This is a genomic window from Mammaliicoccus sp. I-M35, assembly GCF_022386455.1.
GTDB lineage: Bacteria > Bacillota > Bacilli > Staphylococcales > Staphylococcaceae > Mammaliicoccus > Mammaliicoccus sciuri_A.
On the sequence record NZ_JAJNIL010000008.1, the window covers coordinates 121,266 to 135,587 of the forward strand.

The 14,322-nt window shown below is 32.7% G+C and carries 14 protein-coding genes; all 14 read left to right on the forward strand.

Going from position 1 to position 14,322, the window contains the following annotated elements; genetic code table 11:
- Positions 1-95: 95 nt before the first annotated feature.
- The 14 genes from LQ679_RS10510 (at position 96) to LQ679_RS10575 (ending at position 14,313) form a co-directional block, all read left to right on the forward strand.
- Entirely contained in the window at positions 96-683 is a 588-nt protein-coding gene (locus tag LQ679_RS10510; RefSeq protein ID WP_239762687.1) for a YdeI/OmpD-associated family protein, read from the forward strand.
- On the forward strand, positions 676-1,341 hold the full coding sequence (locus LQ679_RS10515; protein WP_239762689.1) for a uridine kinase family protein: 666 nt from the start codon (positions 676-678) through the stop codon (positions 1,339-1,341). The genes LQ679_RS10510 and LQ679_RS10515 overlap by 8 nt, the downstream gene beginning before the upstream one ends.
- 72 nt (positions 1,342-1,413) lie before the next feature.
- Positions 1,414-2,490 carry a M42 family metallopeptidase gene (locus LQ679_RS10520; RefSeq protein ID WP_239762691.1) on the forward strand — a complete coding sequence of 359 codons (1,077 nt, stop codon included), beginning with the start codon at positions 1,414-1,416 and terminating at the stop codon, positions 2,488-2,490.
- A 389-nt stretch (positions 2,491-2,879) separates the two neighbouring features.
- Entirely contained in the window at positions 2,880-3,890 is a 1,011-nt protein-coding gene (gene desA, locus LQ679_RS10525) for a Delta(5) desaturase DesA (RefSeq protein WP_239762724.1), read from the forward strand.
- Positions 3,891-4,114: 224 nt separating this feature from the next.
- Positions 4,115-4,621, forward strand: coding sequence for a DJ-1/PfpI family protein (locus LQ679_RS10530; protein ID WP_196308207.1), 507 nt, complete (start codon positions 4,115-4,117; stop codon positions 4,619-4,621).
- 605 nt (positions 4,622-5,226) lie between these two features.
- Positions 5,227-6,405, forward strand: a complete 1,179-nt coding sequence (locus LQ679_RS10535; RefSeq protein ID WP_239762693.1) for a YbfB/YjiJ family MFS transporter — start codon at positions 5,227-5,229, stop codon at positions 6,403-6,405.
- A gap of 98 nt (positions 6,406-6,503) precedes the next feature.
- On the forward strand, positions 6,504-7,214 hold the full coding sequence (locus tag LQ679_RS10540) for a GntR family transcriptional regulator (protein ID WP_037590368.1): 711 nt from the start codon (positions 6,504-6,506) through the stop codon (positions 7,212-7,214).
- A 55-nt stretch (positions 7,215-7,269) separates the two neighbouring features.
- Complete coding sequence (locus LQ679_RS10545; RefSeq protein WP_037590369.1) at positions 7,270-8,370, forward strand: SIS domain-containing protein; 1,101 nt, start codon at positions 7,270-7,272, stop codon at positions 8,368-8,370.
- Positions 8,371-8,382: 12 nt separating this feature from the next.
- Complete coding sequence (locus LQ679_RS10550; protein ID WP_239762695.1) at positions 8,383-9,318, forward strand: 1-phosphofructokinase family hexose kinase; 936 nt, start codon at positions 8,383-8,385, stop codon at positions 9,316-9,318.
- Entirely contained in the window at positions 9,315-10,256 is a 942-nt protein-coding gene (locus LQ679_RS10555) for a tagatose 1,6-diphosphate aldolase (RefSeq protein WP_239762697.1), read from the forward strand. Before LQ679_RS10550 ends, LQ679_RS10555 begins: the two co-directional genes overlap by 4 nt.
- A 22-nt stretch (positions 10,257-10,278) precedes the next feature.
- Positions 10,279-12,066, forward strand: a complete 1,788-nt coding sequence (locus LQ679_RS10560) for a glycoside hydrolase family 35 protein (RefSeq protein WP_239762699.1) — start codon at positions 10,279-10,281, stop codon at positions 12,064-12,066.
- The gene (locus LQ679_RS10565; protein WP_037590373.1) at positions 12,063-12,539 is read left to right on the forward strand and encodes a PTS sugar transporter subunit IIB; all 477 of its coding nucleotides are present in this window, start codon (positions 12,063-12,065) and stop codon (positions 12,537-12,539) included. The genes LQ679_RS10560 and LQ679_RS10565 overlap by 4 nt, the downstream gene beginning before the upstream one ends.
- 27 nt (positions 12,540-12,566) lie before the next feature.
- A complete protein-coding gene (locus tag LQ679_RS10570; protein ID WP_025906947.1) occupies positions 12,567-13,469 on the forward strand; it encodes a PTS mannose/fructose/sorbose/N-acetylgalactosamine transporter subunit IIC in 903 nt (300 codons plus the stop codon).
- Positions 13,456-14,313 (forward strand): PTS system mannose/fructose/sorbose family transporter subunit IID, encoded by an 858-nt coding sequence (locus LQ679_RS10575; protein WP_037590374.1) that lies wholly within the window; start codon positions 13,456-13,458, stop codon positions 14,311-14,313. The genes LQ679_RS10570 and LQ679_RS10575 overlap by 14 nt, the downstream gene beginning before the upstream one ends.
- Positions 14,314-14,322: the final 9 nt, after the last annotated feature.

A 14,322-nucleotide genomic window follows, 5' to 3' on the forward strand; every position in this document is an offset into this window, starting at 1 on the left:
GAAATTTCTTAGATTTAAGGATATCTGCTCTTTTTTAATCATTTAGTATATAATAAATTAAAATCATTCAGGAAATAATATTGAGGAGTGAAAAAATGGAGAAAAATCCTAAAGTTGAAGCTTTTATGCAACGTGAAAAAAAGTGGAAAGATGAATTTGAACTATTAAGAGAAATTATACGTGAATGTGATTTAGAAGAAGATTATAAGTGGATGCATCCATGTTATACATTGAAAGGTAAGAATGTTGTATTGATACACGGATTTAAAGAATATTGTGCACTTTTATTTCATAAAGGTTCATTACTTAAAGATCCTGAAAAAATATTGATTCAACAAACGAAAAATGTTCAAGCCGCTAGACAATTGAGATTTACCAATGTAGATCAAATTAAAGAACAACGAGATATTATTAAAGCATATGTTGAAGAAGCAATCGAGCTTGAAAAGTCAGGTGCTAAAGTAGAATTAAAGAAAACAGAAGAATATGAAATGCCAGTTGAACTACAAGAACAACTTGATCAAAATAGTAACTTGAAAGAAGCTTTCTATAATTTGACGCCAGGAAGACAACGCCAATATATTTACTATATTAGCCAAGCAAAGCGCCCAGCAACACGCGTTAGTCGAGTAGAAAAATATATCGATCATATATTGGATGGCAAAGGGCTAAATGATGAGTGAAGGTAATGAGAATATGAATGCTGTGATTGAACAAGTCGTAGAATTTATAAAGCGTTCTAACCATCAAATTATGATTAGAATTGGTGGACATGGTGGTTCAGGAAAAAGTACATTTTGTCAGGAATTAATAAAATGTCTAGACCCTAAAGACTACAACTTGATCAGCACAGATACTTATATAGTAAATTCGAATTTAAGAAAACATACAAAAGCGAAATATATGTATAACGGTATAGAGCATGAAGCGAAAGTAACGGCTTGTATGCCTGAAGCGCATAATGTTGATATTCTGGAACGCGATATACGTGCTTTACGTAATGGTATAGATATCATGACGATTGAAACACCATGGCAACAATCTGAACGTTTAGATGCGACAAAGAAAGTAACAATCTTAGAAGGTATGACTACCACATTTATAGATTCCAAATGGGTTGATTTATCCATCTACATTTATACGGATAATGAAACTGAGCTGAAAAGAAGATTTGATCGTGATGTACATGTAAGAGGAATAGATATAGAATTTTTAAAGGCATCTCAAGATGAAAGACGTATTCAATATGAATTATTCATGCATCCTCTTCTTGAAAATTTTGATATTGTCATTGATCATTCAAATAATTTGTTTAAAATACTGAAAAATCAATTAAATTAAACCTTTGTTTGATACATTTTTTAAATAGAATGATATAGTAAAAGTGTTAATTAATTTTAAGGGGGATTTTTTGTGGCAGATTCAGTAAAATTATTAAAAACACTTACAGATATTAATGGTATTTCGGGATTTGAGTATAATGTTAAATCTAAAATGAAAGAATACTTAGAACCTGTAAGTGATGAAATTATTGAAGATAACCTAGGTGGTATTTTCGGGAAAAAGAACGCTAAAAATGGTTCTAAAACAATTTTAATAGCGGGTCACTTAGATGAAATTGGATTTATGGTTACACGTATCGATGAAGATGGGTACATTAAATTCACAACTATTGGTGGATGGTGGAACCAAGTGATGCTTTCACAAAAAGTTACGATTACTACAGATGAAGGTAAAGAAATTAGAGGTATTATTGGTTCTAAACCTCCACACGTTTTAAGTCCAGAAGAACGTAAAAAACCTGTCGATGTTAAAGACATGTTTATTGATATAGGTGTTGATAATAAAGAAGCGGTTGAAGGTCTAGGCATTGAAATCGGCAATATGGTGACGCCTTATTCTGAGTTTGAAACTTTAGGTGATGGAAACTACTTAACAGCAAAAGCATTCGACAACAGATTCGGTTGTGCGTTAAGTGTTGATGTATTAAACGAACTTAAAGATGATGACCTTGGTATTAACTTAGTTTCAGGTGCAACTGTACAAGAAGAAGTTGGTTTACGTGGTGCGAAAGTTGCTGCTAACAAAATTAAGCCAGATTTATCTATCGCAGTGGATGTAGGTATTGCTTATGATACACCAGGTATGAAAGGGCAAGATCACGATACGAAATTAGGTAACGGACCACTTGTATTGTTAATGGACGGTACGAATATCGGTCACGTTGGATTTAGAAAATTTATCAAAAACGTAGCAAACGAAAAAGGCATTGATGTTCAATGGGATAATATAACAGGTGGCGGAACAGATGCAGGTAGTATTCACGTAGCAAACGAAGGTACACCAACAATCTCAATCGGCGTTCCATTACGTTATATGCACTCAAACGTATCAATCCTTCATAAAGAAGACTACTTAAACGCAGTAAAATTAGTAGCTGAAATCGTAAAAGCATTAAACGATGAAACAGTTAAAAATATTATGTGGTAAGGAATCGAAATATAATTAAAGAGGTATAACCTAAACAAGAGACAAATCAAGTTGAATAACAATTTGGTTTGTCTTTTGTTTACGGAGAGAATGAGGTATGAAAATGCCTGATATTTATCAATTGGATTATGAACATCAAAATAATATTTCTTTCAAAAAGGTAGAAATGAATTTTTAGTAAAATTCATTATTATCAACTATTATGACCAAGTTGCAATTTATTATTATAATAAAATAAATTTTAGTAGTATAGTAATCGTTTTATTGGGTTTATTTTTTGTTTGTAAAGCTTGTAGATATGCTATATCATGATTAATAGAGATGGAAGTACTTGATTCATTCAAGTGCTTCTTTTTTTATATTTATTGAATAAAAAGGAAGTGTAAATCATCGAAAAAGAAAAGGAAAAGTTACTTCGAAAAATGGTTAAACCATTTGAAAATAACAATTTAAAGAAAAGTACAATTCAAATTATAAACACAATCATCCCATTAATTGCGCTTATTGTTGGTGGCTTGGTGAGTTATCAATTACATTGGTCATTATCAGTCCTATGTGGTGTATTGGCATCTGGTTTTATTATTAGAACATTTATCATTTTTCACGATTGTTGCCACGGATCATTTTTGAGTAAGAAAAAGAACAATGATTTGTTAGGAAATATAACTGGGTTATTAACATTCTTCCCATATGAAAAGTGGAGAAGAGAGCATATTATACATCATACGAGTAGCGGAAATTTAGAAAAACGTGGTATTGGTGATATTTGGGTCATGACCATTGAAGAATATCATGAAGCTTCAAAATTCACTCAATTTAAATATAGAATGTATAGACATCCGTTTGTAATGTTTATTTTAGGACCAATATTTCTTATGTTTATTTCAAACAGAATGAATGCTAAAGGTGCGAAAGCTAAAGAAAAACGTAACACTTGGTTGCATAATATAATCTTGCTAGTTCTTTATGTCGGTATTTTCTTTATTGTTGGTGCAGTTCCGTTTGTACTTGTATTTCTACCAATGTTGTTCATTGCAGGTATGTTAGGTATTTGGTTATTTTATATTCAACATACATTTGAAGATTCATATTTCGAAGAATCATCAGAGTGGGATTATGTAAAAGCTGCTATAGAAGGCAGTTCATATTATAAATTACCAAAAGTATTTCAATGGATGACAGGGAATATCGGCTACCATCACGTTCATCATTTAAGTCCAAGAATTCCAAACTATCAATTAGAACAAGCACACGAAAAGACACCACCATTACATCACGCAACAACCATAACAATTAAAGAGAGTTTAGAATCACTGAAATATAAATTATATGACGAGAAAAATAAATGCTTCATTACTTTTAAAGAATATACTTTAAGATTTAAGCGAACACATGCGTAAAAGTTAATATAAATAAAGCTCTTGATATTTTTATTGCCAAAAATTATCAAGAGTTTTTTGTATTGAAAAAGATAAGAAGGTAAATAATATTGTAATTAACAGAATTTTTTGAAATTTTCTGCAATAATGTAGAAAGTAATTTTCTAATAAGTTATAAGTTTTAAAACAAAGAATATACTGGTCTCCTAGTATTTAGTATCAGAACATTGTAAATGGAGGTATTTATGAAAAACTACATTGTAATATTTGAAGAGTGTTCTCTGTTCGAAGTAGTCTTATTAGCAAAGTTCTTGCGAAGTAAAAATTTAGATGTTTCAATAGTTTCAGATCAAAAAGTTGTCAAAACACATGAAGGTTTTACAGTGAATGCAGATTATCTGATCAATGAGATTGATATCAAAGCATTAAAATCTCTAGTAATTACTGGTGGTAATCCTTCAAATTTTAAAGGTAATAATGAATTAGCTGAGATATTAAATGTACTTTATGATAATGAAGAGTATCAAATTGGTTCTATTTGTGGAGGTAATTATATAATTTCAAGTCTTTTAAATATAAATTTAGATTTGATAAATACGAATGAATTGGTTGAATATAAAAATATTTTAGCAGCACCACCATATAAGTATGTTGATTTTGCAATACAAATGGGGAGTAAATTAGATATTTATGATGATAATGATGATTTAGAACAAACTATTAAATTTTTCAAAGAATTTAAAAATGTCTAGACTCACTGAAATATAAATTATATGATGAGAAAAATAAATGCTTCATTACTTTTAAAGAATATACTTTAAGATTTAAGCGAACACACGCGTAAAAGTAATGATTTGAAACGGGACATTGAGCATGTCCCGTTTTTTTATAAGCAAGTTTGGTGAGAAGTGCAAATACTAGTGCTGTTATTAGCAAGTTTGGTAAGAAGTGCAAATACTGAGTGCGTTATTAGCAGTTTTGGTGAGAAGTGCAAATAAGGGTACCAGTAATTACAATTCTTAGTAGTTTTGTAATTAAGGCTGCCCATAGTAACACTTCAGGCGACTTTTGTAACTAAGGAGGTCCATAGTAACACTTCGGCCGAGTTTTGTAACTAAGAGGGTCCATAGTAACACTTCAGCCGAGTTTTGTAATTAACACCTCCGTTATGAACAAGTTTAGGCGAAAGTGTTCGCAAGAGCCCCGTTACGAACAAGTTTAGCCAGAAATGTTTATAAGAACCCGCAACAACCCTCATCACACTCATCCTCCATATCTTTTTACTATAAATTCATCTTGTATATTAATACTATGAGGAGGATAATAATGTTTAAATATAGAAAATGAGGTGCATAAATTGTCAGCAAATAAAGCATATAAACAATTACTACTAGGAATGTTATCACTATTTATTGTCATGGCAATTGGGCGATTTTCGTACACGCCTATTTTACCTTTTATGCAAAAGGCGACTCATTTAACAAACGAAAATGCTGGTTTACTGGCTACGGTCAATTACTTAGGATATTTAATTGGTGCGATGATTCCGACCTTTTTAATTATTAAAAGTAAAGTCGTAGATTTGAAAATTTATTTATTAATCAATATTATCTCTGTTCTATTGATGGGTGTTACACAAGGTTTTCTTGTATGGAATATTTTAAGATTCATTGCTGGCATTACAAGTGGTACTGTATTTGTGTTAGCTTCAAATGTTGTGCTCGAGTCTTTAAATAAAGGCGGGAAATCTCATTTATCTGGATTTTTATATAGTGGTGTAGGGATTGGTATCTTTACAAGTAGTATATTTATTCAAATTTATACGGATTATAATACTTGGGCATCAACATGGATTATCTTAGGTATCGCTTCATTGGTACTAGGTTTTATTGTTATATTCTTTATGAAAGAAATTAAAGAACCTGTTATCTTAAAACAAAAGACAATACATATAAATGATCAAAATAGCACATTATATACAAAATGGTTTATGGTATGTTTCTCAATTGCTTATTTGTTAGAAGGTGCAGGATATATTGTGACAGGTACGTTCTTAGTTGCGATTGTTGAATCAATTCCTGATTTAAAAGAATATGCGGCCCTTAGTTGGATGTTTGTGGGTATGGCAGCAATACCGTCATGTGTATTATGGTCTATTTTAGGCAATAAAATTGGATTTATTAAAGCGATATATTTAGCATTCATTCTTCAAATTATTGGCGTGATTTTACCAGTGTTTTCGCATAATATTATAAGTTTAGTCATAAGTTCATGTCTGTTTGGTGGGACATTCTTAGGCTTAACGACTTTATTTATGTCGCGTGGCCAGCTTATGAGTGCTGTCTCAGGAAGAAATTTAGTCGCTTTACTAACATTTATCTATAGTCTCGGACAAGTTGTGGCACCTTACTTTGCAGGTATTCTTATCGGAAGTTCTAATAACTATAATGGCGCGTTGATATTTGCCTCTTCATTATTAATACTCGCTCTTGTCGCAATATTTATGAGCATAAGACCGTATCGACCTAAAAGTTAGAGTAGTGCAAATATACATTTTTATAAAGCGTTTACATTTTAAAGAGAATGATTTATAATTAAAACTGGTTATAACCAGTTGGAATAGGAATGATTGAGATGTTAAAAAATACACATTTATATTATCAAGTTTACACAAAGATTAAAGATAAGATTATTTCAGGTGAATACAAAGAAGGCGACAAGTTACCGTCAGAACGAAAGCTTTGCGATGAATATGATGTTAGCAGAATTACAATTAGAGAAGCGCTAGATAACTTAGAAGCGGAAAGCTTAATTCAAAGAGAACATGGTAAAGGGTCTTTTGTATTAGGTAATCAATATAATCAGAAGATGAATAATCTTTATAGTTTCAAAGATGAAGTTGAAAAAAGCGGCGACAAAGCAAGTACAAAGGTGTTAAGTATTCAAAGAATACAGCCAAGTATCTATATTCAAGAAAAAATGCAGCTCAAATCATTTCAAGAAGTGTATGAACTTAAAAGGTTAAGATTAGCCAATGATAAACCGTTAGTGTTTGAGACTAGTTACTTACCTTTAAAGAATTGCGAAGGGTTAGATCGATTTGATTTTAATGAAGTTTCATTATATGAAACATTAAATACGCATTACCATATTCAAATCAATCATGCTTATGAAACATTAACAGCAAAAAATATAACTAAAGAACAAGCGCAACATTTAGAAAAGCATGTTAATGATCCATGTATGTTTATAGAAAGATATAGTTTTGTAAATGATGAGATTATTGAGTACACAGAGAGTGTTACAAGCGGTAAAGACTATAAGTACACAGTAGACTTAATATAGTCTTTATATATACAAACTGGTTATGACAACATTACCAATATTGGAGGGGAAAGTATTGTTAAACTCAACGGACACATATTCAGAGATAAAACAACAACCTGAAATGTGGCAATTAACAGAAGAGATTATTAAAGATATTAAATCAGATTTTGACAAATTCATTAAAGATATAGAGGAAAACGTAACTGGGAAGTTAAAGGTACTATTTACGGGAGCAGGGTCATCAGCATATGTCGGAGATATTTTAAGAACAGCAATTGATACGAAACATATGCCTAAGTGGGATTTTGAATCTGTGCCAACGACACACTTTGTGACGAGTCCTGAAGCGTATATAGATTCAGAAACAACGTATTTAATTGTATCATTTGCTAGATCTGGTAATAGTCCTGAAACGAAAGCAACGATTGATTTAGTCGAACAATTATCAGATAACGTACATCATTTATTTATCACAAATAATAAAAGTGGTTATTTAGCAACTGAAGAAAGTTTAAAACATGTTTTTAAAGTGATTCTACCTAAACAAACAAATGATAAATCATTAGCAATGACATCAAGCTTTTCTTCAATGCTTGTCGCAGGTTATTTATTATTTAATGGATCGATTACGAATGGCTTTTATGATACTGCAGATTCGCTATTTGAATATTTGGAAGAACTAGCAGATCAAACATTACAAAAATCATTTGAAAAAGTATTCTACGTAGGAACTGGTTTGTTAGGTGAACTTACTAAAGAAGTTAGCTTGAAATTAAACGAACTAACAGGCGGTCATGTTGAGATTGCTAGAGAAACGACATTAGGATTTAGACATGGTCCAAAAGCAGGACTAAAGAAAGGGTCTATTTTTATATTGCTTAGAAGTAATGAAACGTATAAACGTGACTATGAAAGTGACTTATTAAATGAAGTGAACAAAGTTAAAGATAAGTATCAGTTGCTTATCTTAGATGGTCAATCTTCAGATGAAAGTACACAAATACCGAATATCGAGGATTATAACGACTTTGAAATAGGGCTGATTTATTTAATGTTTGGTCAATTATTAGCAAGTAAAAAATCTGTCGAACTTGGCTTGAATCCTGATAATCCGAGTCCAGATGGCTTTATCAATCGTGTTGTTAAAGGGGTAACAATATATTCATATAGCTAAAGGGTGAGAAGAATGATTTTGACCAATACATTAAATCCATCTATCGATATCAGCTATCAAGTTGAAAGTCTTGAAATTGGGGCGGTGCATAGACCAACGCAAATGATTAAAAATGCTGGCGGTAAAGGAATAAATGTGACGAAAGTTCTAGATGATTTAGGTGCAGACGTGACAGCTACAGGTTATTTAGGTGGAACGAATGGACAATGGATTCAAACACAACTCGAACAAAGAAATATTCAACTTCAATTTATAGATATAGAAGGTAATACAAGACAGTGTATCGCCATTAACGATGGTGAACATCAAACTGAAATTCTTGAAGGTGGACCTGAAGTATCTAAAGCATCGCAAGCGTTGTATCTTAAACAATTGACGGATATTGCCCATCAATACAAAGTTGTAACCATCAGCGGAAGCACACCAAAGTTAATGAATCAGTCAAAGACTGAATATATGATTAAAATTTTAAATACATTAACGAATAGTTACAACATAGTCGATATAGATGGTCAATCGTTAAAAGCTATTTTAGGACAGAATGCTCATATTCATGCGATAAAACCTAATCAATCAGAATTTGAAGACTTAGTTAATCAAAAGGGGTTAAGTCACCAAGACATTTTCAAGATTCTAAAAACAAATCAGTTGTTTAAAGATGTGGATGTATTTGTAACGCTTGGTTCTGAAGGTGCGATTATTAAATTGAAAGAGACAATTTACAAAGCATCTTTACCAAATATAAATGCGGTTAATCCTGTAGGTTCAGGAGATGCTACTGTAGCAGGTATCGCTTATAGTGTGGAGCATGATTTAGATCCTGTAACGACAATTCAAACAGCATTAGCATGTGGTACTTCAAATGCGATGCAAGCTGCAACGGGAAAAATCATTCAACAAGATGTGGATGATTTAATCAAAAAAGTGGGAGTGGAGAAATTAGGATGACAAATAAAGATATTAATAAACTCGTCGATGACAAAGGGATATTCGCTGCAATTGCTGTTGACCAAAGAGGTGCACTCAAAAGATTACTAGGTGAACAAGGAACGGATGATAATGTGGCATTATTTAAAAAGCTTGTATCTGAAACACTTTCACCAAGTGGTTCTAGTATTCTATTAGACCCTGAATATGGTAAAGATGGCATACAAGCTAAGGCTAAAGATGCTGGATTAATTTTAGCTTATGAACAAACTGGATACGATAAATCAGTAGTCGGTAGATTACCAAGATTAGTTGAAGGTTTATCTGTTAAACAATTAAAAGAGATGGGTGCTGACGGTATTAAATTACTCATCTATTATGACGTCGATGAACCGGATGATATTAATGATGTAAAGAAAGATTTAGTGCAACAAGTTGGACAAGAAACGGTCGAAGAGAATATTCCGTTCCTATTAGAAATCTTAACTTATGATGATCAAATAGGTGATGAAAAAGGTCAATCGTATGCTAAAGTTAGACCACATAAAGTGATAGAGGCGATGAAAGCATTTAGCGATGAAAAGTATAACGTCGATGTACTTAAAGTTGAAACACCCGTTAATATGAACTATGTCGAAGGTTTTGCAGAAGACTATGTCTTTAGTAAGGATGAAGCGGCATCATATTTTAAAGAACAAGACAATGCAACTTCAATACCTTACATATATTTAAGTGGGGGCTTAACTTCACAACAATTTAAAGATACACTTGTCTTTGCACATGAAAGTGGTGCGCATTTCAATGGTGTATTGTGCGGACGTGCAACATGGCAAGGTGGAACTGTTGTACTTAAAGAACAAGGTCAAGAAGCTGCTAAAGAATGGTTGAACAGTGAAGGCATTCATAATTTAAAAACGCTCAATGACATCATACAGAAGACAGCAACTCCAATAAGATAAACAAAGAACAGGTGGTGTAAAGATGCATAAATTTGAAATTGACACTGATTTCTTATTAGACGATAAACCTATTCAAATATTGTCTGGTGCCATTCATTATTTTAGAGTTCCTAAAGATGACTGGTATCATTCGTTATACAATTTGAAAGCACTCGGTTTTAATACAGTTGAAACCTATATTCCGTGGAATTATCACGAACCTCGGGAAGAACACTTTGAATTTAGTGGCGAAAAAGATATTCAACACTTTATTCAATTAGCTGAAGAATTAGGTCTGTATGTGATTATAAGACCATCTCCATTTATATGTGCAGAATGGGAATTTGGTGGTTTACCTTCATGGTTGCTCAATTACAAAGACATGAGAATTCGTTCGTCAGACCAACGATTTATCGATAAAGTAGACCGATATTATACACAATTATTTAAAATTTTAAAGCCGTTACAAATTGATCATAATGGACCGATTATCATGATGCAGATTGAAAATGAATATGGCTCATTCGGTGAAGATAAATCATATTTAAATATGATTAAAGATTTAGTGATTAAACATGGTACAACAGTGCCGCTATTTACTTCTGATGGTGGATGGGCACAAACGTTGAGAGCGGGCAGTATGGCTGAAGATAATATTTTACCAACCGCAAACTTTGGATCTAAGACTGATTTAAACTTTCAAAATTTAAAATCATTCCATGATGAATTTCAGAAAAAATGGCCACTCATGTGTATGGAATTTTGGGATGGTTGGTTTAACCGATGGGGCGATGACATTATTAAACGAGAAAGTGATGATTTAGTTGCCGAAGTAAGAACTTGCGTTCAACAAGGACATATCAATTTATACATGTTCCATGGTGGTACGAATTATGGATTCTGGAACGGTTGCTCAGCTAGAGGTACGGTAGACTTACCTCAAATTACTTCTTATGACTATGATGCACCACTTAATGAAATGGGCAATCCGACTCAAAAGTATTATGATTTGCAGAAAATGCTCAAAGAAGAAATACCACATATCGAGCAATCAGAACCTTTAATAAAAGATTTTATTGAATTGGATCACATTCAACTACAAGATAAAGTCAGTTTGTTTAATGTTCTAGATGAAATATCGTACAAGACGACTTCTAAATATCCAGAGACGATGGAAGAAGCGGGCGATGGACTTGGTTACATGCTTTATCGTACGAAAATACACAAAGATTCACCAGTTGAAAAATTTAGAATTGTTGATGCACGAGATAGAGTAAAGATGTATATCGATGGTAAACATGTTTATACGGCTTATCAACAAGAAATCGGCGATGCTTTTGAAGTTGAGTTACACTCAGAAGAACCTCAGATCGATATACTCGTTGAAAATATGGGGCGTGTCAATTATGGATATAAATTGCTCGCGAGTACACAAAGAAAAGGTTTAGGACAAGGTTTAATGCAAGATTTGCACTTTGTTCAAGACTATGAACAATTCCATATTCAATTAGAGCAACTAAACAAGGAGCATTTTGAAAAGGAATGGATTGAAGGGACACCTGCATTTTACAGGTATGTGTTTACGTTAAATGAAGCAAACAATACGCATATTGATGTAAGCGCTTTCTCGAAAGGTGTAGTATTAGTGAATGGCGTGAACATAGGTAGATATTGGAATGTTGGACCAACAGCATCCTTATATATATCAAAAGCACTGCTTCATGAAGGGGAAAACGAAATTATTATTTTTGATACTGAGGGGACATATAACCAAGAAATTAATTTGGTGAAAGAACCTAAATTTATTCAAAAAAGGGAGAGATTTAAATGACAATTATAGCGAATAGAATTGATGGTAGGCTGATTCACGGGCAAGTAGCAAATTTGTGGACGACAAAGCTAGATATTACAAGACTTATGGTTATTGATGATGTAGTCGCAGAAAGTACAGTAGATAAAAGCGGGCTTAAATTAGCAACGCCAGCTGGTGTTAAATTAAGTGTATTACCTGTTAAAAAGGCAGCTGATAACATACTAAATGGTAAATATGACTCTCAAAGATTAATGGTGATTGCCAAAGGACCTGAACAATTTTTAGAACTTGTAAACTATGGTGTAAAAATTGATGAGTTAAATGTTGGTAATATGTCTCAAACAAATGAAACAAGATCAATTAAACGTTCGATTAATGTTACGGATAAAGATATAGAAACATTTAAAGAACTTAACAACAAAGGTATTCGAATTATTTCGCAAATGGTTCCAAATGATAATAGTGAAGATTTCATGTCATTGATTAAATAATATTTAAACAAAAAGGGGTTTTTAATTATGGAAATATTATGGTGGCAAGTTCTGCTTTTAACATTATATGCGGGTTATCAAATATGGGATGAGCTTCATCTTTATTCTTCAATAAGCCAACCCGTATTCGCAGGTTTAATTGCAGGGTTAATAATGGGAGATGTAACAACTGGTTTAATTATCGGTGGTAGTATGCAGTTAACAATTTTAGGGGTTGGTACATTCGGAGGTGCATCTAGAATTGATGCGAACTCAGGTACAATTTTAGCGGTAGCTTTCTCAGTTGCATTAGGTATGCAACCGACGCAAGCAATTGCTACATTAGCCGTACCTGTTGCGAGTTTGATGATTCAAACAGATATTCTAGCTCGATTTACAAATACATTCTTTGCACATCGTATAGACGCTAAAATCGAACAAATGGATTATAAAGGAATTGAACGTTATTATATTGCAGGTATTATTCCATGGGCATTATCAAGAATGATTCCAGTATTCTTAGCATTAGCTTTTGGTGGTTCTGTCGTTAAAACAGTTGTGAATTACTTGAATGCTGACTTAAAGTGGCTTGGAGATGGATTAACAACTGCAGGAGCTGTACTACCAGCAGTCGGTTTTGCAATCTTATTGAGATACTTACCTATTAAGAAACATTATATGTATTTCATTTTAGGATTTGTATTAACAGCATTATTAGCTACAGTATTTGATGGTATGAGTGGTTTAGGTACAGCTGTATCAGGACTTGATAAGAAATTTGATGCGGTATTCAATCCTCTACCTATGTTAGCCATTGCGTTAATCGGATTTTCATTTGCTGCAATGGAATACAAACGTACTTCTTTAGCAAAACCAGTACAACCTGGAGAAATGAATACTTCTAATTCTCAAAATGATGATGAAGGGGAGATTGAAGATGACGAACTATAATCAAAATGTTGATCCTAAAGAACAAAATGTCACAACAGAAGGTCAGTATAAATTAACTAAAAAAGATTTTAGACAAATTAATAGAAGAAGTTTATTAGGGTTCCAAGCCGGATGGAACTATGAACGTATGCAAGGATCTGGCTATTTATTTATTATGCTTCCACAATTACGCAAAATTTATGGTGACGATACACCAGAATTAAAAGAAATGATGCATACACATGCTCAATTCTTCAATACGAGTAACTTTTTCAACACAATTGTAACGGGTATTGATATCGCGATGGAAGAACAAGAACAAATTAAATCTAAAGAATCTGTAAGTGGTATGAAAGTAGGTTTAATGGGACCATTCGCCGCAGTAGGTGACTCTATATTCGGTTCATTAATTCCAACAATTTTTGGGGCGTTAGCTGCCAATATGGCGATTAACGGAAATCCGTTTGGTGCTTTTATATGGTTAGCAGCACAAATTGCCGTTATGGTCTTCAGATGGAAACAATTAGAATTTGCATATAAAGAGGGTATATCTTTAGTAACAACGATGCAACATAAGCTTGAATCATTAACAAATGCCGCTACATTGCTTGGGGTATTTATGGTCGGAGCACTCGTCGCCACGATGGTTAAAGTTCAATTTGCTTGGGAACCAAAAATTGGTGATTTAACGGTTAATATTCAAAATAATGTCGATATGATCTTGCCAAAATTATTACCATTAGCAATTGTACTAGGTATTTATTGGTTATTAGGTAAAAAACATATGAATTCAACACGTGCAATCTTTATCGTTATCATTGTAACGGTTATATTATCTGCACTAGGCGTATTAGCGAAAATTTAATCAATAGGA